Here is a 21,891-nt window from a genome sequence, read left to right as displayed (position 1 = left end):
TGGGTTGCCTAAACGTTGGAAGCGGCTGAGCAACCGGCGCGTCCACCGGAGCAACACGAGGAGCTGGCGCCTCCACCGGAAGCGGCTGAACAACCGGCGCCTCCACCGGAGCAACACGAGGAGCCGTGGGCTTCCTTCTCGGCCTCATTTGCGCCGCCGCTTGTATCGCCTGACAGGCTTTCTTCGCATCGACGGATTAGGGGGTCTGCGCTCCAGCGGGCGCGGCGGTTCTATGAAGGTACCGGCGCGCGGCGTCCTACGGAGGGTTTCTTCAATGTCGGACATTTCTTGGCGAGTAGCCCGATCTCGTCGCAACCGGAACCAGAGACCCACGGTTAGGCCGACACTTGATAACAGGACGCCTATTGCAAAGAATCCACCCGTGCTGACATGCGAATAATTGATTACTGCCAACACGATCGGCACAACGACTGCGGCAACACCGGTAAGTACAGAAGAAAGAGCCGTCGCACGGAGGGTACGGATTTCGTTTCGCTTCAAATAACCTGTGATTGAGAATATTAGCGCATGACTTGAATCTGTCTCCAAGTCAAGATCGGCTCTCCGGGTCGGCGTACCGTCCGGCAAGGAAGTGAGGTCGATCGAAGGCCTAGTGCGCCGGGTGTGCCCTTCGCCGTCCATGCCTCAACGATATGCCGGAGCGAGTCATGATCGATAGGAGCCGCAGTACCCTTCGGTAGTCATCCGTGCCCAGGCGGGTTCGAGTCCTCCCGGTGGCGCCGTGGGGTGTCCGATGGTGGCACTCGATGTAGTCCTTGCCCCGGGCACCGTACGTCTTGTGGAAGTCGAAACCGCAGACTTCGCAGGCCAGTGGGATGCCGCGCCGGCGGATGGCCAGGCTGCTGTCCGACCCGGACGACAGGCTCCGATAGGTCGAGCACCCAACGGCGGTGTCCCTCGTGTCCCTACTGTCCCCGAACCAGCTTCTAGCTGGACGTATGCCGGGGAAACCTTGATCACGAGTGTCCCTGAACGCCCCTAACCAAAGGCGACACGGACGGTCTGCCCTCGTCCTTCACGATCTGGCGGACCGTCCGCGCGACTTCGAGCACCGCCGCGCGCGCCTCCCGCAAAGGGGTTGGCCGGCGACCTGCCGCGCTCCTCGCCGCTACCCCCTCTGTTTCAGCCTTGGAAGTCATCGCGTTTCGAGCTGTTGCCCTCAAGCAGATCGGCAATCCGCGCTGGCCCGAATCGACTCCATCGCAGCCCGCGCGGCGGCCGAGGCGGGAATTCTAACGAACCTACTTGCCCCTTCCCAGTAAAGGCAGTCAACGCCGTACGTGTGCAAAAGCTTGATGTCAGCTTCACTCGGCGAAGCTGGGAAAAGGGCTGTCAGTTTACGGACGGGGACGGTGACGTGAACGGCGTAGTCGAGAAGCTGGCCAAGCGCCTCGCGGACGTAGCGATGTTCTGAACCGCGCTTGGCCTCGATGATGTCGCCGCTGTCACTCAAGTAGAGATCGGTAAAACCGACTGCGGTCCGTAACCGATGGTCTCCCAAGCCCGCAACGCTCTGTCGGTAGAGGGCGACAAGTACGGCCTCAGCCCGCCGAACGACGACCGTGCCAGGCGTTCGTTCATAGATTGCCGAGGTAACATGGACATTCTCAGCTTTCGCCAGCTCGGCGGGCAGACCGAGTGCGGCGAGGAGCTTCACCTCAGCCTCTTTGTCTTGCATTGCTTCGTCCGGCTGTGGCGACACGCCAGCCGCCAGATCGGCGGCGAGCCGCTCAGTGTCGCTAATGTCGTAACCGGGAATAGTCAGCCGAAGTCGGAGCCGCTTAGTGCTATTGCCGCCCCGAACACCTGGTCGTTGAGCGATGCTAGTTTGCCCGGTAGTAAGTCTCCGCCGTAGAGCGAGCAGGTCTGCAACATGAGCGAGAGCCATCGGACCACCAAGTACGGTCCGTTCAGCCTCCGAAATGTTGTTTTGCTGAGTGACCAGCGAATCGACGAGTGCTACCTCGATGGTCGCGCCGAGATCTTTAAGCCGGGCCAACAAGAGCAGGAGCGCCTCCCGATAAGCGGGATTTCGGCGCGGCTTACCTCCCTGGCTCTCCAATATAATCGCGAGATGGCGGCCGTCCGCTTCGACGGAGTACTCAGAGTTCAGGGGTAGGCCGCGGCCATCAGTCAAGAGCACGAGGCCAGAGTGGCATATACGCGGCGCACCGCGCGAGATCTATACGAGGGACCGCCGCTGCACTTCACGCCGTGTTGGACATCTGTGGTCAGGGTTCTGGGCGAGACGCGACGCATTCTTGGGGGAGGTGCTACCTCGTCCGGCGCCTCGACCTTCTCTCGGAAGATCGGAACGACGAAGAGGCCGACAACAGCGGCCAGGCTACCGCGCACAACCACACTCAACGCCGAGCCATTCCGGACCAACCCCTGTGCAGCAGCGCCACGACCACTCGGGGCTACGGAGATGCTGGAACAGAGGAGGTCTCGCGGCCTGGTCGGAACCCCCTCTGTTCCAGCCATCAGAGGGGGTCTTGCAAGGGGGCCACGGCAGTGAACAGCTACGTACGGCAGTGAACACCCACGGAGCTACAACCCTTACGCCACAACGGGTTTCGGCACATCCGGCGCAGACGCTATGGCGTTGACACGGAAGAGGTCACTGGTTCAAACCCAGTATCGCCCACGACCGAGGGCTCACCCTGCTCAAAGGGTGGGCCCTTTTTCGCGCGTCGGTCGTGGATCCTTCGCGCTCGCTTCGCTCGCTCCCCAGCGGGGGGCTTCGCCACCCCACACCCCCCGATGCCGACTTCGCTTCGCTCGTCGGCACTGGTCGCTGCGCTCGCCTGGGGGCGCCTCCTTCGGCTGGACACCGTGATCCCTCAGGGGACACTCCACGCCGGATCGAGGCGCGATCAGCGCACGCTGGTCGCGTTCCTCGGCACTGGGCAGCCAAGGGCGGTTCAGGCCTATTCCCGCCGCGGCTGGGAATTCCCCAAGCCGACCTCGCGGGCGTCGACAAGCGGCAAATCCGGCGATACGAGGCCGGCAAACAACAGCCGGTCCTGTCCGTCGCCGTGGCGATCACGAACGCCCTGAAGATCTCGGTCGGCGAACTCGCCGGCATTCCAACCCACAAGGTCAACCTCTCCGGCGACTGGTGGGCGTCCTGGCAGACCTTCAAAGACAACGAGGAAGTCGTCACCGCACAGGAGGTCCAGTTCCGCCAGCAAGGCGACCTCATCAGCGTGCAGACCACCACACGCGGTATCGAGGTCGAGGACGGCGGCTACCACTGGCGCGGCGAGCTGCGCGTGTGCGACAACGAAGTCCTCATGGGCTGGTACGCCGCCGATGACGGATCAGTCCGCTCCAAGGGCACCATGTACTTCGTCCTGCACCCGCACGGTCAACGCATGGACGGCCGAACTGCTTCTCGCCGGGCACTCGGGAGAATTCCGGGAGAAGATCTTGCCCGGTCCATCGACCTCACGATGCCCCCTCCTCCCGCAGCAGCCGATCAAGCAAGGCAACCGGTGAGCCCGGATCCAGCAGCCGCCGCGCCTCCAGCGCCCCCTGCAGATCTCGGTCAGCCTGTCCAGCAGCCGACGCACCATCCCCGCGGTGACGTGCGCATAGAGCGCTTGAACCGAACCGTCCGCATGGCCCATCTGGGCATCCATGAGGGTGGCCGACGTGCCCAGCTCGATCATCAACGTCTTGTAGGAGTGACGCAGCCCATGCGGTGTCAGCTTCTGCGCCAGCGGCAGCCAGCACATCTCAGCCCGACTGGAGCGACCAAGCAAGATTTCGGCCGTGAAGCGAGCAAGGGTGGCGTCATCCGAGCTCCGGCAGCGGACTCCAGCGTCAGCAGGGCCCCTCAATGACGTCCTGGTGCATCGCGGAGCCCGTCGTGGACACCGCCGAGCTGGCCGGAGGAGACAGCATGATCGGCCGCATCGCCGAATGCAGGTGTGAGGTTTGCAGGTTCACCGCCTCGCCAGGTACCTCGCCGATTACTCTCGGCCTGGGTCTGAAAACGCCGGATGTCCCAGCGGTTCCCAGGTTGACCATCCTCACCTGGAGAAGACCTCGTGTGTTCGTTCACGACGATCCGCCCGCCAACTGTCTGAGCAAACCGCCTCGCTCGCAGGCGACCGTTTCCGGCCTGCGTACCGGGACGCCTTACCTCGCACCCGCCTCACCGCGGTGCGGCGAACGTTCCTCAGCGTGCCCTGCCGGTCGACGCCCCGGGAGGCGATTCGCCGCGCCCATCAGCAAGAGCAGCACACCTGCATGATTGGAGAAACGAATGCGTCGCACGACTCGACTCATCGCCAGCGCGCTCGTCCTCGGGGCGGTCGTAGCTGGTGGAGCTGTGGCCAGGAGTGCCACGGCCTCAGCGTCCAACAAGAATTGGTTCCCCGAACAGGTACATCTCAAGCTCACGCCGTCGTCGGATCAACTGGCCGGCTGCATGCCTAACGTCCGAGTCAACGTCGACGTCCAGCTGACCACCGATCGGCTGGGATTCGACATCTTCACGGTCAACGCCTTCAATCTGCCGCCGAACACTACGTTCACGGTCTTCCTGCTGGAAAAGGCAGGCCCGCCGTTCGGGGCCGCCGAATACATCGGCGACTTCACATCCGACCGGCGCGGCCGCTCGTTGAACACCTTCAAGCTGATCGTCCAGGAGGCCTTCTCATCCACGCTCGTAAACGGGGTACGGACGCGCGTCGACCTCAACCAGGTCGGTGCCTGGTTCGCCGACCCGAAGGGCGACGACTTCTGCCTCGGCCGCAACAGCCCGGTGACACCGTTCGACGGCGACAACGAGGCCGGCGTGCAGGCGTTCAACTCGGCCAACACCACGCCGTTGCCGGCACCCTGACCCGCGTCGTGTGATCACTGGCCCACAAGACCGGCCCTGTACGGCGCACCGGGCTCATCGGCGAGCCTGGTGCGCCACCCATCTGACGTTTGTCACACGGATGACGCGATCGCCGCGACTAATGCAGCGTGGCGACAGGACTCCAACAGAGGGAGTGGCCAGCCTTCACCCCCTCCAGCATCCGCCGGGGGCGAACAGGGGGTCACCGGAGCGAACGGCGGCGTACGACCACGGACGCTTGCGGACCTAGAACCCTTACCTAGCAACGGGTTTCGGCACGTCCGGCCCGGATATCACGGCGTTGACACGGAAGAGGTCACTGGTTCAAACCCAGTATCGCCCACGACCGAGGGCTCACCCTGCTCAAAGGGTGGGCCCTTTTTCGCGCGTCGGTCGTGGATCCTTCGCGCTCGCTTCGCTCGCTCCCCAGCGGGGGGCTTCGCCACCCCACACCCCCGATGCCGACTTCGCTTCGCTCGTCGGCACTGGTCGCTACGCTCGCCTGGGGGCGCCTCCTTCGGCTGCGCATTTGCGGACACCGTGATCCCTACCGCTGCCCGTGCGCACGGCGCCGGCCGGGTCCCAGCGACGTGATTGCGCAGCAACTCGGCGCGCCAACCGGGCACGGCAACCGTACGCCGCGACTCGTCCTTGGGCGGGCAGCGCTCGAACACGCCGTTATCCAACTCGTAGAGCTGCCACTCCACGCGGATCGCCTTGTCGCGCACATACACAGCGGCGAGGCCCTCGCCGGTGCCAGGTTCAAGGCGGCCATTCGGGCCGCTGCGCGAACCCCGGCGGAAGCGACGATGCCCCACAGGCCAACGCTGGGCCTGGACACACAGGGAGCGTGGCTAGGCCCCCTCGCTGCCGGCATCGACGTTGCCCACCAGGCTCCCATCCTGGACCTCGTCCGCCGGTTGCGGCTCCCCCTGAACTCGGACTACCGGATGTAGTCCATCCGACGTTCGAGGATCGCCGGATACAGCCCACCCCAGCGGCAGGCTGGCGTCCAATGTCGCCGAGGCGCCGGACAGGTCAACGCCTTGACCGAACTGCGTCTCGCGCAGGTCGGCGTGGCCGTGGAACTGCGCCCCGCCCAGGGAGGCGACGCCGTGGAACTGCACCGTGCTCAGGTTGGCGGTGTCGTGGAACTGTGCCCCACCCAGGTCGGCGGTGCCGTGGAACTGCGCGCCGCCCAGGATGGTGCGGCCGTGGAACTGCGCCTCGCGCAGGTCGGCGTCGCCGTGGAACTGCGCCCCGCCCAGGACCGAGTCGCCATGGAACTGTGCCCCATTCAGAAAGGCGTCGCCGTGGAACTGCGCCTGGCCTAGGAGGGCGAGGCCGTAGAACTGCGCGCCGCCCAGGGAGGCGACGCCGTGGAACTGCGCCCCCAGGTCGGCGGTGCCGTGGAACTGCGCCCCGCCCAGGTGGGCGATGCCGTGGAACTGTGCCCCGCCCAAGTGGGCGTCGCCGTGGAACTGCGCCTCGCCCAGGTCGGCGACGCCGTGGAACTGCGCCCCGGCGAACGTGGCACGCCCGACCTCACATGCCCTGAGAGCGAGGTCGACAAGCACCGCCCCGGCGAGATCGAGTACCAACCGGTTGTCCTTGGCATCGAGCCAGTACACATCCGCAAGCGTTGGATCAAGATGTGCCGCCAATAACCGTTGTGCGGTCAGCCGAACCTGCAACTCCTGACGCTGCTCGGCCTCCGCCACGCCGTCCGGCTCCTCATCGCCGGCATACAGGTGCTGCGGAGACCTGCCGGTGTTGCTGCGTCGCACCTCCGCCGGTGGTGTGTACGGCATCCGCAGGTACGCGCACCACACATCCACCACCGTCTGCCGCAGCTTCACATTGTCCTGACCCAGCCGCTCCAGCGCGTACAAACCAGCCAGCCGGACCGCCGCCTTGTCGCTGCCCAACTGATCCGCCGCCGCCACGTACAGCGCCGTCGTACGCTGCTCTAACGCCTCGCTCTCAGCGAACCGCTGTGCCCGCTCGCTGTACGTCTGCGCCCGCTCACTGAGCATCTGCCGACGCAACGTCATCAGCAACGTTGCCCCGGCCGCGAGGCCGGCCGCGACCGTCAAGGCGGTCTTGATCCGATCCAGACGCAACTGATCCGGGTCCTTCGCCGTCAACGGCATCGGCCCCCACACATCGAGCAGCCACATCGCCGTCGCGCCACCGGCCACGACCACCACGACGATGATGACCGCCCACCACCACGGGAGAACGCGCAATGGCACATCGGGAGCGCCCATACGCTTATTAGCCCACCGATCCACCCACCAGCGCTTCAGGGTACGCACGCCCGTCATTGTGACCAGCCCCGGCAACGGAGCCCACAGCAGATAACAGCTCGCACCCGAAGACGACCGGACGGCACCGGCTCCGCCGGAGGGGGCAAGACCTGCCTCCGGCGGGCAGGGCCTCCGGCCCTGCACCCAGGGATCGGCCTCCGGCGGCCAGGGCAGTCCGCCCGGGACCCGACGCTCCGGGATGCCACTCCAACCCCGACGTGTGTTGCGATGGAACCCGCTGATGACGTCGACCAGGCCCAGGCGCTCGTGGCAAACGCGCCCCGGACGGCCATCTCGCACCATGCCAGACCGACGCCGACCAAGACCCCAAGCAGCGCATATAGACGAACCCGCAGGCCGCGGGGTTGTTTGCACTTACTTCGGCACGAGGAGTCCGCCGGTTCAAATCCGGGTGCGTTTCGGAAATGCTGAGCCGTCGTATCGCCCACGACCGAGGGCTCACCCCCTCACAGGGTGGGCCCTTTTTCGTCTCGTCGGTCGTGGATCCTTCGCGCTCGCTTCGCTCGCTCCAGGCGGGGGGCTGCGCCACCCCGCACCCCCCGATGCCAGACCGTCGCTTCGCTCGTTCTGACACCGCGCCGCTGCGCTCGCCACCCTCCCCGCCGCGCTTCGCATCGGCCGGTTGACCTGACTCCGTGCGGCGAGCCGCTTCGGCGCCGCCGGGGCATTGGCTGGGCAGGCGCGACCAGACCCGTGCCTCGTATGCTCGCGGCGTGGACGTCGCCGGACTCATGGGCCCCGGGCTGCGTACGCCCGACGATGCCTGGCGGTTCATTGCCGAGTTGTTCGCCGGCTTCGGGCGGTCTGTCGCCGACGCCGACGGCTACACCGCCGATGAGCTCGCCTCCTTGGCGGTGCCGCTGCCCGCTGCTGTCGCCGGTTTTTACCGTCGGTTCGGCCGGCGGCCCGAGCTCACGGATGGGCAGGACCGGATCGTCGCGCCGACGCAGCTGCAAGTCGACGACGGCGTCCTGGTGATCCGGGACGAGAACCAGTACACCGCCGAGTGGGGCGTGGCCGACCTCGGCCGGGACGATCCGCCGCTGCTGTACCGGCACGTTGGCGAAGAGTGGCAGCCCTACCTCGACCGGTTCTCGCTCGCCGCCGTTGACTTCGCGCTCTGCGAGACGGTCTTCGCCTACGAGGATCTGTGGAACGCCGCGGAGGTCACACCGGCGCTGGTCGAGCGGCTGCGGAGCAGCTATGACACTGTGCGCTTCCCGGAGTATCGGACATATCCCAGCCCTGGCACCGGCCCGACGATCTGGCTGTCGGCGCCGGGCAAGCTGCTACGGGTCGACCAATTTGACCGCCCGTGGATCTTCGTCCGTGGTCAGTCGGCGAAAGACCTCAGCGAGCTCTTGGCCGCGATCGACGCTGAGTGGACCATCTGAACGGGCGTGGAACTGGCCCGTCTGTTTCGGCCGCTCCTCGCGTCAGGGGGTCGGGTAGGGATCATTGGTGCGAACCGCGGCGGACGACCGCTCACGGCTATCAACCGAAACCGGTGCGCTGCAACAAATCGTGGTTCCTCGGCATGTGCGGCGCCGAGGTCTCGATCGTCGTCTTCCGGGGTCCGCTCACGCTACGAGTGGCGTGAAGTCTCGGAACCGATGGTTGAGTGTCGGACTGAGTGTCGACCGGCGCGTTCAGTGGCGAACGACCACCGATGGTCGCGGATTGCCTGCGCAGCTCACGGCGCACGTTGATCCAGGCCGAGACGCCACGGCAACGCCTTGGCACGGAAGAGGTCACGGGTTCAAACCCAGTATCGCCCACGACCGAGGGCTCACCCTGTTCACAGGGTGGGCCCTTGTTCGTCTCGTCGGTCGTGGATGCTTCGCGCGAGCGCCTGCTCCCCGGCGGAGGCTTCGCCACCCGCACCCCCTTCGCCTCGCTTCGCGTTGGTGGTCGGCCTCGCGTTCCGCCTTGGCCTGCTGAGATGTGGTGCTTGTCGGGCGGTGATCAGCAGTAGGCAGCCTGTGGCGCTGATCAGGGCGCATAGCAGCAGGGCTGCTCGGTAGCCGAAGGTTTGGGCGGTGGCGCCTGCTACTAGGCCGGAGATTAGCGAGGCGGTGATGAAGGCGTTGCTGAACAGGGCGGTTGCTTGGCCGGGGGACTCGGGTAGTAGGTCCTGCATGTAGGTGATGCCCAAGGCGTTGACCGCGGCTATGGCTAGGCCGCGGGCTACCTGGGCGGTTAGTAGCAGTGGCAGGCTGGAGACGGCGGGGACGAGTGTGAAGTAGCCGACGAAGAGGAGCATGCCCAGCAGGATCACGTGCTGTCGGGGCACCCTTGCGGGTAGCAGGATCAGGGCCAAGGCTGCCGGGATCTCCGCCAGAGCGCCTGTGCTGGCCAGCAGGCCTACGTCATGGTCTTGCCGGGCCAGGGTGCGGGTTATGTACAGCGGTAGCGCTACCGAGCCGGCGCACATTGCGGTGTTGAAGAGCATGAAGCTGGCTGCTACCAGCAGGACCTGCCGTGGCGGGCGGGAGGGTGTTTGCGGTTGCTCGGCGGCTCGGGGCGTGGTTGGTGTGTCGCCCAGTAGCAACAGTGGGGCGGTGATCAGTGCGAAGGCCAGGGAGGTCAGCAGTAGCAGGGCGCTGTATCCGCGCCAGGCCAGCGCCGCTGAGCCGAGGATCGGGCCGATGGCCCAGGCCAGGGAGAATGCGGAGCGCAGGGCCAGTGTGCCGCGGCTCGACGCGTTGCCGGATGCTTGGTCCAGGTGGGTGCGGGCCAGGGCGAACATCTGGGAGAAAGCCGCCAGGCCGGCGCCTAGCAGGCCCACGCCGATGATGAGCAGCAGGGCATAGCTGGTGGTCGTACTCAATGCCAGGTAACCGGCGGCCGGCGCCAGGACGGCGACCAGCGCCGGCCACCGGCCGGCACCGCGGTCGTATCGGCGGCCTAGCCAGGACGTGACGAACAGTCCGCTGACGGCGATGACGGACAGGAACGCACCTACCTGTAGCGGAGACAGGCGCGCCCGGTCCGCGCCGAACAGCACCAGATACGGGCCGATCATGGAGTCGGCCAAGCCCAGCAGCAGGACGCCGGCCAGCAGGTGCGGCAGCTTCGCCTCGACCATGCGCCCCGCGCCGAAGACCATCTGCATCCACATCCCTGGATCGCGTCGGCCGGACGCTACCAGCTCGCCAACCTCACGGTCATCCCACCCGCACGCTCCGCAACCGGCACCGCTGTCCAGGACGCGCGCACCGTTGCAAGTTTCAACGGCCGGCGCGCTCAATCATGCAAGCAGTTCGCCGTGAAACTCGGAAGACGCTCGGACCCGGCGGCGACGCCGTCCAGTGCGGTCCCGGCTCCGTCGACGGCGCTGCGGCTGCGCGCCGCCGAAGCAGTACGTCATCGTGGACACCGCGAACGGCAAGGTGACCAGGCTCGACAACGCGCAGGACAGGAAGTACGCGTAAACCAACGGAAGACAGCGGACCTGACGGGAGTACCCCCCAGGTCCGCTGTTTTGGTTTTTCACGCCGGGGTCAGCGCACCCATCCAGCTGGCGATGGCTCGTCCGATCTCGTCCGGCGAGTCCTCCTGGACGAAGTGCCTCCCCGCGACCGCCACCTCCACCTGCGCCGGCCATCCGCGGACGAAGTCCAGCAGCCAGTCGCTGGCGAGGATCGCGCCCGGCTCGGCCCTCAGGAACAGTTTCGGTACGTCACTGGTCGCCAGCCAGTCCGCGTAAGCGCTCGCGATCGCGGTCACGTCGGCCGGCTCGCCATCGATGGGGATCTCCCGGGGCCAGGTCAGGGTCGGCCGCCGCCCCTCGCCGGGCTCGGCGAACGGCCGGCGGTACTGCTCCATCTCCTCGTCGGAGAGGGTGCGCAGGATGGCGCGTGGCAGTACCTGTTCGATGAAGATGTTGTCGCGCAGGACCAGCTCCTCGCCGGCGTCGGAGCGCAGTGCCTGCAGGAGGGCGCGCTCCCCCAGTTTGTCCCAGTGGTCCCAGGCCTGCGGCCGCACGATCGCCTCCATGTAGGCGATGCCCTTCACGGCGTCGCGGTGGCGGTTGGCCCAGTCGAAGCCGAGGGCCGAGCCCCAGTCGTGGACGACGAGGGTGACCCGCTCGTGCACGTTCAGGGCCTCGAGCAGGGCGTCGAGGTAGCGGCGTTGCTCGACGAAGCGGTACGAGCCGGGGCCGGTGCCGGGCAGCTTGTCGGAGTCGCCCATGCCGATCAGGTCGGGGGCGATGCAGCGGCCGCGGGACTGCAGGTGCGGCAGCACGTTGCGCCACAGGTACGACGAGGTCGGATTGCCGTGCAGCAGCACGATGGGGTCGCCCTCGCCGACCTCGACGTACGCCATCTCGCTGCCGAGGACCCGCCGGCGTCGCTTCTGGTAGGGAAATGCGGCAGGGATCATGTCTGCTCGCTGCCCCCGTCGTGGGGGGTTTACGCGCCGCCGGGGCGGTCGAACCGTGCGGCGAAGCGGGCGGTGAACAGGTCGGCGCCCTTGCGCTCGCAGACCGTCTCGGCCGTGGCCGCGGCCACGCCGTCCGGGGTCGGGAGCTGGCCGACGCCCGTGCGGGTGCCGAGGGGAAGCAGGATCCGGCGTTCGGGGGCCGGCGTGTAGACGGCCTCCGGGCGGCCGCCCGCGAGCTGGGCCCTGATGTTGTCCACGACGACCTCGGCGTGCGTCATCGCGTACGACGCCATCTTCGGGTCGGGCAGCGCGACGATATCGCCGATCGCGTAGATGTGTTCGTAGCCCCGGACGTTCAGGTGCTCGTCGACCGGTACCGTCGCGTGCTCGGTCAGGGTCGTCAACCGGCCGTCGGCCAGGTAGTCGGTGTTGATCCGGACGCCGAAGGCGCGGAACCAGATGTCGGCCCCGATCTCGTCGCCCTGGCCGGTGGTGACCTCGACTCGGCCGGCCCGGCCGGGCTCGGTGGCGGGCGGTGCGGTCAAGGTGGTGCCCAGCCGCAGTTCGATGCCGAGCTCGTCCAGCCGGTGTCGCAGGTCGTCGCGCACCTCGGGGAGGAAGCCGGGAAGCAGCCGGTCGGCCCGGTCGACGATGACCACGTGCTTGTCCGGCCAGACCTCCTTGATCTCCCCGGCCAGCTCCAGGCCGACCGGGCCGGCGCCGAGGATCAGGACGCGGGCCGCGCCCCTGAGCTCCTTGTGGGTCGCGCGCAGGTCGTCCAGCTGCTCGGCGATGCTGGTCGACGCGTCGTTCGGCTTGGCCGGGTACGTGTAGCCCGAGCCGGTGGCCAGGACCACGTAGCCGGCGTCGACCCGCGCGCCCGAGGCGAGGGTCACGCCCCGCGGGTCCACCGAGACGGCCCGGTCCCGGATCACCCGGCCCCGTTCGAGCAGCGTCCCGAAGGGGAAGAACGCGTTCGGCGCCCAGTCCGGCCGGGTCAGGGCCCGCAGCGACGCCGCCGCGTTGACGAACGCCTCGCGCGGGTCGATGAGCACGACGTCGTCCAGCGCCTTGGCGACCAGGGACCCGCCGTACCCGCCGCCGACGACCACCACCGTCTGATCCATGGGGCCGACTGTAGGACTGTGGAGTTGACGCGTCAACTCCACAGTCCGATACGATTCCGGCATGGCCGAGCCCCGCACCCTCGAACCCGGGGAATGGGCGCTCTGGAACAGCTGGATGCAGGCGCAGCGCCTGCTCGCGCGCGAGCTGGACCGCGACCTGCAGCGCGAGTACGGCATCTCCAAGGCGGAGTTCAGCGTGCTCGTGACGCTGCACCAGACGGCCGGCGGGCAGATGCGCGTCGGCGAGCTCGCCGAGTCGCTCGACTGGGAGAAGAGCCGCGTCGCGCATCAGCTGACGCGGATGGAGAACCGCGAGCTCGTCGAGCGCACCGACAACGAGTTCAACGGCCGCCGGGTCGGGGTCGGGCTGACCGCCAAGGGCCGCGAGGCGGTGGAGCAGGCGATCCTCGGGCACGCGGGCAACATCCGCCGGTATTTCTTCGAGACGCTCACCCCCGAGCAGGCGGCCGCCATCGAGGCGTGGAGCCGGCAGACGGTCGACCGCATCGAGGCGCGCTACCGGGACTAGTGCTCGACGCCGGGCCCCGGAAGGAGCCCGGCATCAATGGCGGCCGATCAGACCGGGGCGAGGCGGAACTTTTCCCAGGCACCGATCTCGGTGCGGTTGGCGATGAGCGGCGAGTTGCCGGCGTTCTCCGCGGTCACGTACTTGCCGTTGGCGTTCGCGCGCAGGCTCACCGTGCCGTCGGGATTGTTGACGATCTGGAACATCTCCCACGTGCCGACCGTCGGGCGGTTGGCGATCAGCGCCGCGTTGCCGCCGTTCTCCGCGGTCACGTACTTGAAGTCCGAGTGCGACAACAGGGCCACGAAGCCGTTGCCCACGTCGACGACGTCGAAGGTCTCCCAGGGGCCGGCGCCCGCGCGGTTGGCGAGCAGCGGCTTCGTGCCCCCGGCGTCCGCGCACACCACCAGGCTGTTGATGTTCGCCGTGATGCTCATGGCCGTGGGCGCCTTCACCTTGGTGAACTTCTCCCAGGCGCCGACCGCGTCCCGGTTGGCGATCAGCGCCGCGTTGCCGCCGTTCTCCGCGGTCACGTACTTGCCGTTGGCGTTCGCGCGCAGGCTCACGGTGCCGTCGCCGTTGTCGACGAGCTGGAACTTCTCCCAGCCGCCGACCTCCGGGCGGTTCGCGATGAGCGAGGAGGCGCCGCCGTTCTCGGCGGTCACGTACTGCAGGTTGGCCCGGCTGCGCAGCGCCACGAAGCCGCCGCCCACGTCCATGACGTCGAACTGCTCCCACGCGCCGATGACGGACCGGTTCGCGATCAGCGGGGCCTTCCCGCCGTTGTCGGCGGTCACATAGCTGCCGTTCGCGCCGGCGCGCAGTTCGATCGGGGCGAGGCCGTTGTACGTCACCGTGTACGTCGTCGCCGCCGCGGGCGCGGTCAGCACATGGGTCCGGGAACCGCCGTCGGACCAGGCGCCGAACGAGTACGTCATCGCGGGTGTGGTCTGCGGCTCCAGCGCGCTGATCGTGTTCGTGGAGCCCACGATGACCCGGCGCGTGAACGGCGTCGCCTGCTGGGCCGAGCCGACCGTGACCTGCAGGCCGTTGGGCTTGCTGGCGAACGACAGGTCAACGGTCTTGGGCTGCAGGTCGACGGTCGACACGCTGGTCAGCCCGCCCGCGTCGGTGGCGGTGAGCCGCAGCCGCAGGTAGGACGGGTACTCGTGGTCCGGCGCCGGGAACGAGCCGCCGGCGACGCCGGGGAACGTCTGCAGGTAGTGGGTGTGGCAGTTGTCCGGGGCGGTGCAGTGCTCCAGCATCAGGTCCCACTTGAGCGCCGAGGCCGGCAGGGTGCCGTCCTGCGGGTCGCTGGCATGCCCGGAGAACTGCACGTTGGTGCCGACGCCCCAGGTGAACGACGCCGCCGGGGTGTCGATCACGGCGGTCGGGGCCCCGTTGCCGGCCGTGATGGTCGTCGTCGCGGTGTCGCTCGCGCCGAGCGGGTCGGTGACCTTCAGCACCGCGGTCGAGCCACCGTCGGCGGTGTACGTATGGGAGGCCTTGACGCCTGTCGCGTCGAACGTGCCGTTGCCGTCGAAGTCCCACTGGTAGGTCAGCTCGCTGCGGTCGGCGACGTCCTCGTCGGTCGAGGCCGAGGCGTCGAACGTGACCGCCAGCGGGGTCGTGCCCGACGTCGGGGTGGCCGTGAACGAGGCCACGGGCGGGCGGTTCGTCGGGTAGTACCGGATCCGCCGGATGGTGCCGCCGCCCAGGTCGGCGTAGTAGAGGTCGTTGCCGGGGCCCGTCGTGATGTACACCGGGTTCGCCGCCCCGGCCGTAAACGTCTGGATCTGCGTGGGGTCGGGCAGCCCGTTGGCGCCCTTGAACATCGTCCAGATGCAGCCGCGGGAGTAGTCGGCGAAGAACAGCGCGCCGTTGTACGCGGACGGGTACGAGCCGCCGGTCGTCGGGTAGAAGGAGATCCCGGAGACCGAGGAGCCGCCGGCCGGGCAGGCCTCGCCCGGCACGACCTTGTTGGCGTGGTTGTACGTGTAGTACGGCCCGGTCGCCCCGCCGCCGCTGTAGAGACTCTGGCACATCGGCAGGGCGGCGGCCTGGTAGCCGGGCTGCGCGGAGACCCCCTCGAAGCAGGGCCAGCCGAAGTTGGTCGCCGGGCCGGTCGGGTCCGCGATCCGGTTGATCTCCTCCATGTCGTTCCAGCCGACGTCGCCGGCCCAGATCTCGCCGGTACCCGGGCGGGTGGCGAACCGGAACGGGTTGCGCAGGCCGTAGCCGACGATCTTCGCGGCGCCCGGGTTGGCCGGGTCGACGCGCACGATGCTGCCGTTGTACCCCAGCTGGTCGCCGGTCGTGCGCACGTCCTGCGAGCGCAGCGCCCCACCCTCGCCGGCCGGGTCGCCGCAGGGGTTGACCGGGCTGCCGTACTGGCCGTAGTCGACGCTGCCGAAGCTCGCGCCGTCGCCGCCGGAGACATAGAGCGCGCCGTCCGCGCCGAAGTGCAGGTCGCCGACGGAGTGGCTGGGGAACTGCTGGCACCAGTCGTTGATGAGGGGCTGCTCGGCGCCGGTCATCACGTCGCCGTTGGCGGTCAGCTTCGACAGCCGGCCGCTGATGACGCAGTTGCCGCCGGTGCCGCCCCCGTCGACCACGCAGTCGTCGCCGTACTTCGGGGAGCTGCCGCCGACCGAGGCGTCGTAGGAGTACAGGACGTACACGGAGGGGTCGGCCGGGAACGTCGGGCTGAGCGCGAAGCCGAGCAGGCCGCGGTCCCAGTAGTCCTGCACGCGCGCGGACAGGTCGGCGAAGACGGTCGGGGTCGGGTCCGACAGGCTGTCGAACACCTTGACCACGCCGTTCTTCTGGGCGACGAAGACCCGCCCGTCGGAGGCGAACTGGATGCTCGTCGGCTGGGTCAGGCCGCTGAACACGACCTGCTCCTGGAAGCCGGTCGGCAGCGTTGCCGCCACCGCGGCAGACCGGCTGAATCCGAACGCGAATATCGCGCTCGGGATCACCACCGCCATAGCCGCGAAAACCGACAATTGCCGACGCAGCGACATAATGCGCCCCCATGCCACTCGGGATAACCCGCAGAAAAGTGGCGTCAGCGTAGCGCGCTGCGTCGACAAGGATAATTGTGCGATGTGTGGAGATGACGTTGACCGTTCGGTCACCCCCGCCGGGATCGCAGGGGTGACCGGACGATGTGCTAGGCCGGGGTCTGCTGATACACGCGGATGTAGTCGACCTCGAGCTGGCGGGTCAGGGTCGGGTCGGTGAGCCCGACGTTCCACTGCCGCTGCCAGTCGTTGTCCACCATCATGTGCATGAGGATCTGCATCGGGCCCTTCTCGATGTGGGCCGCGTCGGTGAAGCGGTAGCACTCCACGCCGTCGATGTACCAGGAGATGTGGTCCGGCTCCCAGTCCACGCCCATGCGCACGAAGTCCTTGGAATAGTCCTTCGACGCGCACTTGCCGTTGTTGTGCTTGCCGCTGTTGATGTGGACCGAGTCCTTGCGGTCGTTCCAGTGGTACGTCATGTACATCGTCGACGGGTCGTCGCCCATCTCCTCGAGGATGTCCAGCTCCGTCTTGTAGTCGTACGACGGGTCGGCGGGCAGCATCCACAGCGCGGTGAAGAAGCCCTGCGTCGCCGGGAACTTGAAGCGGGACTCGACGTAGCCGAACGTGAACGAGTACAGGTACTTGGAGGCGTCGGCGTTCGGGCGCGCCGTGGACACCAGGCCGGCCTTGTAGGTGCAGGAGCCGTTCTGGCAGGCGCTGCTCTTGTACGGCGGGCTCAGCGGCGCGGCGATGAGCTTCGCGGTGCCGCCGGACACGACGACCTGGCTGGGCTGGTAGTGCTCACGCCCGCCGTTGAACGTCGAGGTGCAGTCGCCGCTGTTCCAGTCGAAGCACGGGCTGAGCTTCGACTTGTCCAGCGCCGTGCCGTTGAACTCCTCGCTGAAGCCGACCGTCCAGCGCTTGCCGGCCGCGGGCGTGATCGCCGGGGCACCGGGGGCGCTGTTGCCGGCGCCGGCCTTGGTGGCGGAGGCGCCCGGCTTGGCCGACGACGCGCCGGCCGACGCGGACCCCGAGGGCCCCGCGCCCAGGCCGGCGGCCGCGGCGGCGGGGTCGCCGTTGCCGACGGCGTCGATCGCCGGGCCCGTCCCGCCGTTGGACGCCGAGTCCCGGCTCATCAGCGTCGCGGCGCCGGCGCCGGCCGCGACGAGCAGCACCGCGGCGGCCGAGGCCAGGATGATCCAGAGCCGGCGCCCGCCGCGGCGGCGCACCGGAACGTCCAAATGGTCGTTTTCGCCGGGTTCCGTGTGGTCGAATTCTGCCGGTTCGAAACGCATTCGCCCGCCAATCGGTGCGCATATCGCAGGTGCCGGACCAATTTGCAGCGGCCACACTATCACCGTCGCGACAGGGTGATTCCGAGGGCGATCTTTAATTGTCGGTCAACGCCACCGCCGGGGACCGCCCCAAGAATGGCAGACCCCCGGCCGGCGGTCGGATCTAGGCGTGGCGGCCGGACTGGCTGAACGGCATGCCGTGGTGGTTGGTCCGGGCCGGCCGGCTGTTGAGGTTGCCGGCGCTGGCGATCTCGTCGTGGTACGCCTCGCGCCGGCGGGCGACGCAGCCCGCCGGCTTGTCGCTGGCCGAGACCAGGTCCGGGTCGAGGTGGGTGTTGAGCCCGTCGCGCAGCAGCATGAGCGCCTCGGCGCAGGGTGCTCACGCCGTCACTTTCGGGTGCATCTCGGTTGCTGACCGGTGAGACTCCTCAAGCCTCGGCGTGTCGCATAGCGCGCCGAACCGTTCGAACACCGGTACAGTCGCGCCCGATGAATCTTGTGCCTCACGCGCCCCGCCTGCGCCGCGCCGCCAGCCGCGAGTTCGGCTGGGAGACCCTCCGCCCCGGACAGCTTCCGCCGATGCGCGCCCTGCTCAAGAAGCGCGACGCCCTCGTCGTACTGCCCACCGGCGGCGGAAAGTCCGCGATCTACCAGGTGCCGGCGACGCTGATCCCCGGGCCCACCGTCGTCATCTCACCGCTGCTCGCCCTTCAGCAGGACCAGATCGCCGGTCTCAACCGCCGCCGCGAGGGCCAGGCCGTGCGGATCAGCTCGGCCGAGACCCCCGCCCAGCAGCGCCGGGCGCTCGAGGCGCTGCAGGCCGGCACCGCCCGGTTCCTGTTCATCACGCCGGAGCAGCTGGGCAACCCCGACCGCCTCGCCGAGGTCCGCGCGCTGCGGCCCGGGCTCGTCGCCGTCGACGAGGCGCACTGCGTGTCGGCGTGGGGGTACGACTTCCGCCCCGACTATCTGCAGCTCGGGCACCTGATCCGGGAACTGGGCCGCCCGCCGGTGGTCGCGCTGACCGCCACCGCCTCGCCGCCCGTGCGCGCCGACATCACCGCCGCGCTCGGGCTGCGCGACCCGTTCACGCTCGTCGCCGGGCTGGACCGGGCCAACCTCGAGCTCGGCGCGGTGCACTGCACCAGCGACGAGCAGCGCTGGCAGCGCCTGCTGGCCCAGGTCGAGCAGGAGCAGCACCCCGGGATCGTGTACGCCCCGACGCGCGCCATCGCCGAGCAGTACGCGCAGCGCCTCGCCGAGCGCGGCATCGAGGCGGTCGCCTTCCACGCCGGGCTGGCCGCGGGCGAGCGCAACCGCCGCTACGAGGACTTCATGGCCGACCGGACCCCGGTCATGGTCGCCACCAGCGCGTTCGGCATGGGCGTGGACAAGCCCAACATCCGCTGGGTACACCATGTCGCCCTGCCCGACTCCCCCGACAGCTACCTGCAGGAGATCGGCCGCGCCGGGCGCGACGGCGCCCCGGCCCGCACCATCCTGTTCTTCCGCCCCGAGGACGTTGCCCTGCAGCGGTTCTTCGCCACCGGCTCGCCCGACGCCAAGGAGCTCACCCAGCTCGCCGCCGCGCTGCGCGAGGAGCCCACGACCCGCGCCGGCCTGGCGACGCGCAGCGGGTTGCCGGCCCGCCGGATCACGTCGCTGCTGAGCCTGCTCGAGCAGGTCGGCGCGGCCGAGGTCGGCGCCGGGAACAAGCTCACCGCGCCCCGCTACGCGCCCGCCCCGGCCGAGGCGGCACGCCTGGCCCTGGCCCAGTTCGAGCGGCACCAGACGCTGCGGCGCTCCCGGATCGACATGATGCGGCAGTACGCCGAGAGCGCGAACTGCCGCGGGCGTTCGCTGCTGGCGTACTTCGGCGAGCAGGCCGACGGTCCGTGCGGGCACTGCGACAACTGCGCCGGCGGTACCGTGGTCGTGGACCCGGTGGTGCCGCGGCTCAAGTGGTACCAGCGCCTGTTCCGCCCGAAGGCCGCGCCGGTCGCCGCGCCCGAGATCAGGACCGTGGCGCAGGACCGTCCCTTTCCGGTCTCCAGCGAGGTACGGCACTCGGCGTGGGGCACCGGCACGGTCATGGCCTACGAGCAGGATCGCGTCGTGGTGCTGTTCGAGCAGGTCGGGTACAAGACGCTGAGCGTTCCGATCGTGCAGAAGTCCAAGCTGCTCGAACCCGTGTAGCCGGTTAGGGTGTCGGTATGGCGGAGATCCCGGCGGACCTGAACGCGGCCAATGCGAAGCTCATCGAGGAGTTCCGGGCGAGCGGGCGGCGGCTCGACGGGCGCCCGCTGCTGCTGCTCACGACCACGGGGCGGCGCAGCGGACGGACGTACACCAACCCGATGATGTACGTCCGCCTCGACGAACGGCTCCTCGTCATCGCCTCCGCGGCCGGGGCCGAGCACGACCCCGACTGGTACCGCAACCTGGTCGCCGACCCGGCCGTGACGGTGGAGGTCGACGGCGAGCAGTACGCGGCCACGGCCCGCCCGGCGGCCGGCGAGGACCGCGACGCGCTCTTCGAGCGGATCGCCGCCCAGTACCCGTTCTTCGCCGACCACCAGCGCGGGGTCGCGCGCCGGATCCCCGTCGTGGAGCTCGTCGGCTCGGCGTGACGACCCGCTCGGGTCGACTCAGCTCGGCGTGACGACCCGCTCGGGCTCGACGTGGTCGCGGTGCTGCGCCGGCGCCGGGTCGGCGTTCCACCACGCGTCGGTGCGGTACTCCTGCGGCAGCTCGTCCTCCCACGGGTCCAGCCCGAGCCCTTCCACCGCGTCGAACCAGGCGTCCCGGCGCGACTGGGGCAGGCGGGCGCCGCACCACGGGCAGTACCCGATCACGACCATCGACGTGCCGCCGTCCCGGACGGGCAGGCCGTACTCGTCGAACTTGGGCGTGTAGACGACCACCACGTCCGGGTCGTCCCACGGGTCCTCGGTCTGGCCGTTCTCGTTCTCGCAGTTCTCGGTCTCGAGTTGGGCGCGCATTCCGTCGCAGCAGTGTCGTTGCACCGCAGGAGTATGCACCGGCCCCGGCTCGCGACGAAAAGTAGCTGATCACCTGTCATGTGGGGGATAGTTCGGCCCGCCCGCACCGGGCTACGCTCCCGGCCATCAGCTGAACAACGCGTCGGGCCGCTGGCACGTTTCCGGGATTCCCGCCTTCAGGGCCCCGCATACCGTGGATCAAGCAAGGCCGGCACCGAATAGACCATCACGAAATAGACTCCTTCGGAGGGACCACATCATGAGCGAGTACGAGACCGGCGACGGCAGCACGGACCTCGGCCACTACGAGGCGGGCCAGGAGAGCGCCGAGCTCGACCAGCTCCACCAGTCGGCGGGCAGCGAGGCCGACGCGCAGTCGCAGTTCGGCGTGTACGAGAACGACCACCACGCCGAGGAGTCGACGGACTTCGCGCAGGGCCACCACGAGGAGTTCGACCGCCCGGGCGTCGTGCACGCCGAGTCGGACGACTACACCAACTACAGCCACAGCGCGTCCGAGGACGACCACGTCTTCGCCGCCGAGGGCTCGCAGTCGACGCACCAGGCCGAGTTCGCGGAGCTGGACGCGCTGGAGCAGAAGTTCGACGCCGCGTTCGCCCAGGGCACCGAAATCCACACGGGCGAGGGCCAGTCCGAGCTCGGCACCGCCCAGAACTGACCGTCAACGAATTCTCACGGACCGTTGGTGCGGTCCCTGGCGAGGGCCGGTCGGCGCTAGGATAAAGCGTCGGCCGGCACTTTTTGCATTACACTCATGACCCAACGAATTCGATCACGTGATCGATTAGGTTGGATGGTGTAGGGTGCTTGCAGAATGCGGAACGGGGCACCGCTCGACCCACGTGAGTGTCTTGTTCATCTGATTCCATTGGCGTCCAGCAGGATCTCGGCGGTGCCGGTCCGGACGTTGATCACGGCCCTTCCTGCGCGGTGAGCGCTCACCAGGCCGGACGCGCGCAGGACGGCTAGATGCTGGGACACGCCGCCTGGGGTCAGGCCGGTTCGCTGGGCCAGGTCGGTGGTCGACGCGGGGGCTGCCAGCTCGGCGAGCAGGCGGGCTCGGGCTCGGCCGACGAGGGCCGCGAGTGCCGCGAGCGGGTCGCCGCCGTCACCGAACCCACCGCCGACCTCACCATCGTCGACGCCCCCACCACCAGCCCGGCCGCCAGCCCCGCCACCGATCATGCTGCCGCCAGCCCGACGGCGGCCGCTGGGCCCGCCGTCGCCGCTGCTGCCGCCAGCCCCACCGGCCCTGTTGCTGCCACCGGCCCCGCCGCTGCCGCCGGTGCCACCGCG

Annotated in this window: 17 protein-coding genes and 2 pseudogenes; 8 read left to right on the top strand and 11 right to left on the bottom strand. The window is 68.6% G+C overall.

The features are described from left to right. Positions 1 to 1,180: 1,180 nt before the first annotated feature. On the bottom strand, positions 1,181 to 2,164 hold the full coding sequence (locus AB0B76_RS39340) for a hypothetical protein (protein WP_360385253.1): 984 nt from the start codon (positions 2,162 to 2,164) through the stop codon (positions 1,181 to 1,183). Between the two features lie 556 nt (positions 2,165 to 2,720). On the opposite strand from AB0B76_RS39340, the pseudogene AB0B76_RS39335 reads away from it, so the two are divergent. Next, positions 2,721 to 3,089: pseudogene (locus tag AB0B76_RS39335) on the top strand (helix-turn-helix transcriptional regulator); the annotation flags it as partial. 255 nt (positions 3,090 to 3,344) lie between these two features. Here AB0B76_RS39335 and AB0B76_RS39330 read toward each other — a convergent pair. Continuing rightward, positions 3,345 to 3,695, bottom strand: coding sequence for a hypothetical protein (locus AB0B76_RS39330; protein ID WP_360385334.1), 351 nt, complete (start codon positions 3,693 to 3,695; stop codon positions 3,345 to 3,347). 665 nt (positions 3,696 to 4,360) lie between these two features. Between AB0B76_RS39330 and AB0B76_RS39325 the strand changes: the two genes are divergently transcribed. Continuing rightward, positions 4,361 to 4,876 (top strand): hypothetical protein, encoded by a 516-nt coding sequence (locus AB0B76_RS39325; protein ID WP_360385251.1) that lies wholly within the window; start codon positions 4,361 to 4,363, stop codon positions 4,874 to 4,876. Between the two features lie 854 nt (positions 4,877 to 5,730). Here the strand turns inward: AB0B76_RS39325 and AB0B76_RS39320 are convergent. Beyond that, on the bottom strand, positions 5,731 to 7,194 hold the full coding sequence (locus tag AB0B76_RS39320; RefSeq protein ID WP_360385249.1) for a pentapeptide repeat-containing protein: 1,464 nt from the start codon (positions 7,192 to 7,194) through the stop codon (positions 5,731 to 5,733). 725 nt (positions 7,195 to 7,919) lie between these two features. On the opposite strand from AB0B76_RS39320, the gene AB0B76_RS39315 reads away from it, so the two are divergent. Next, positions 7,920 to 8,600, top strand: a complete 681-nt coding sequence (locus tag AB0B76_RS39315) for a hypothetical protein (protein WP_360385247.1) — start codon at positions 7,920 to 7,922, stop codon at positions 8,598 to 8,600. A gap of 404 nt (positions 8,601 to 9,004) precedes the next feature. On the opposite strand, the gene AB0B76_RS39310 is transcribed toward AB0B76_RS39315, so the two are convergent. From AB0B76_RS39310 to AB0B76_RS39300, 3 genes are all read right to left on the bottom strand, one after another. Further along, positions 9,005 to 10,321, bottom strand: coding sequence for an MFS transporter (locus AB0B76_RS39310; protein ID WP_360385245.1), 1,317 nt, complete (start codon positions 10,319 to 10,321; stop codon positions 9,005 to 9,007). A gap of 377 nt (positions 10,322 to 10,698) precedes the next feature. Beyond that, the gene (locus tag AB0B76_RS39305; RefSeq protein ID WP_360385243.1) at positions 10,699 to 11,592 is read right to left on the bottom strand and encodes a haloalkane dehalogenase; all 894 of its coding nucleotides are present in this window, start codon (positions 11,590 to 11,592) and stop codon (positions 10,699 to 10,701) included. Between the two features lie 29 nt (positions 11,593 to 11,621). Further along, entirely contained in the window at positions 11,622 to 12,719 is a 1,098-nt protein-coding gene (locus AB0B76_RS39300; protein ID WP_360385241.1) for an FAD-dependent oxidoreductase, read from the bottom strand. A 61-nt stretch (positions 12,720 to 12,780) separates the two neighbouring features. On the opposite strand from AB0B76_RS39300, the gene AB0B76_RS39295 reads away from it, so the two are divergent. Beyond that, entirely contained in the window at positions 12,781 to 13,248 is a 468-nt protein-coding gene (locus tag AB0B76_RS39295) for a MarR family transcriptional regulator (RefSeq protein WP_360385239.1), read from the top strand. 47 nt (positions 13,249 to 13,295) lie between these two features. Here AB0B76_RS39295 and AB0B76_RS39290 read toward each other — a convergent pair whose 3' ends face one another. The 3 genes from AB0B76_RS39290 to AB0B76_RS39280 form a co-directional block, all read right to left on the bottom strand. Next, the gene (locus AB0B76_RS39290) at positions 13,296 to 16,178 is read right to left on the bottom strand and encodes a PQQ-dependent sugar dehydrogenase (RefSeq protein ID WP_360385237.1); all 2,883 of its coding nucleotides are present in this window, start codon (positions 16,176 to 16,178) and stop codon (positions 13,296 to 13,298) included. 242 nt (positions 16,179 to 16,420) lie between these two features. Beyond that, positions 16,421 to 17,518: a glycoside hydrolase family 16 protein gene (locus AB0B76_RS39285; RefSeq protein ID WP_360385235.1), complete on the bottom strand. Its 1,098-nt coding sequence runs from the start codon at positions 17,516 to 17,518 to the stop codon at positions 16,421 to 16,423. A gap of 217 nt (positions 17,519 to 17,735) precedes the next feature. Then, a complete protein-coding gene (locus AB0B76_RS39280; RefSeq protein WP_360385233.1) occupies positions 17,736 to 17,930 on the bottom strand; it encodes a hypothetical protein in 195 nt (64 codons plus the stop codon). Positions 17,931 to 18,061: 131 nt separating this feature from the next. On the opposite strand from AB0B76_RS39280, the gene AB0B76_RS39275 reads away from it, so the two are divergent. After that, complete coding sequence (locus AB0B76_RS39275) at positions 18,062 to 19,768, top strand: RecQ family ATP-dependent DNA helicase (RefSeq protein ID WP_360385231.1); 1,707 nt, start codon at positions 18,062 to 18,064, stop codon at positions 19,766 to 19,768. A gap of 17 nt (positions 19,769 to 19,785) precedes the next feature. Continuing rightward, positions 19,786 to 20,202, top strand: a complete 417-nt coding sequence (locus AB0B76_RS39270) for a nitroreductase family deazaflavin-dependent oxidoreductase (protein WP_360385229.1) — start codon at positions 19,786 to 19,788, stop codon at positions 20,200 to 20,202. Between the two features lie 18 nt (positions 20,203 to 20,220). On the opposite strand, the gene AB0B76_RS39265 is transcribed toward AB0B76_RS39270, so the two are convergent. After that, complete coding sequence (locus AB0B76_RS39265; RefSeq protein ID WP_360385227.1) at positions 20,221 to 20,574, bottom strand: hypothetical protein; 354 nt, start codon at positions 20,572 to 20,574, stop codon at positions 20,221 to 20,223. 259 nt (positions 20,575 to 20,833) lie between these two features. Between AB0B76_RS39265 and AB0B76_RS39260 the strand changes: the two genes are divergently transcribed. After that, positions 20,834 to 21,253, top strand: coding sequence for a hypothetical protein (locus AB0B76_RS39260; RefSeq protein ID WP_360385225.1), 420 nt, complete (start codon positions 20,834 to 20,836; stop codon positions 21,251 to 21,253). Between the two features lie 197 nt (positions 21,254 to 21,450). On the opposite strand, the gene AB0B76_RS39255 is transcribed toward AB0B76_RS39260, so the two are convergent. After that, positions 21,451 to 21,609 (bottom strand): ArsR family transcriptional regulator, encoded by a 159-nt coding sequence (locus AB0B76_RS39255; protein WP_360385332.1) that lies wholly within the window; start codon positions 21,607 to 21,609, stop codon positions 21,451 to 21,453. On the opposite strand from AB0B76_RS39255, the pseudogene AB0B76_RS39250 reads away from it, so the two are divergent. Beyond that, a pseudogene (locus AB0B76_RS39250) lies at positions 21,565 to 21,891 on the top strand (hypothetical protein); the annotation flags it as partial. The gene AB0B76_RS39255 and the pseudogene AB0B76_RS39250 sit on opposite strands and share 45 nt — an antisense overlap.

The organism is Dactylosporangium sp. NPDC049140, assembly GCF_040648435.1.
Note: the sequence above shows the minus strand (reverse complement) of the source record. Positions and strands in the feature narration are given on the sequence as shown.

Bases quoted from the DNA above. Each gene is read 5' to 3' on its own strand.
- AB0B76_RS39270 (WP_360385229.1), top strand. From the start codon at position 19,786: ATGGCGGAGATCCCGGCGGACCTGAACGCGGCCAATGCGAAGCTCATC.
- AB0B76_RS39310 (WP_360385245.1), bottom strand. From the start codon at position 10,321: ATGCAGATGGTCTTCGGCGCGGGGCGCATGGTCGAGGCGAAGCTGCCG.
- AB0B76_RS39295 (WP_360385239.1), top strand. From the start codon at position 12,781: ATGGCCGAGCCCCGCACCCTCGAACCCGGGGAATGGGCGCTCTGGAAC.
- AB0B76_RS39265 (WP_360385227.1), bottom strand. From the start codon at position 20,574: ATGCGCGCCCAACTCGAGACCGAGAACTGCGAGAACGAGAACGGCCAG.
- AB0B76_RS39275 (WP_360385231.1), top strand. From the start codon at position 18,062: ATGAATCTTGTGCCTCACGCGCCCCGCCTGCGCCGCGCCGCCAGCCGC.
- AB0B76_RS39330 (WP_360385334.1), bottom strand. From the start codon at position 3,695: ATGATCGAGCTGGGCACGTCGGCCACCCTCATGGATGCCCAGATGGGC.
- AB0B76_RS39260 (WP_360385225.1), top strand. From the start codon at position 20,834: ATGAGCGAGTACGAGACCGGCGACGGCAGCACGGACCTCGGCCACTAC.
- AB0B76_RS39300 (WP_360385241.1), bottom strand. From the start codon at position 12,719: ATGGATCAGACGGTGGTGGTCGTCGGCGGCGGGTACGGCGGGTCCCTG.
- AB0B76_RS39280 (WP_360385233.1), bottom strand. From the start codon at position 17,930: ATGCTGCTGCGCGACGGGCTCAACACCCACCTCGACCCGGACCTGGTC.
- AB0B76_RS39305 (WP_360385243.1), bottom strand. From the start codon at position 11,592: ATGATCCCTGCCGCATTTCCCTACCAGAAGCGACGCCGGCGGGTCCTC.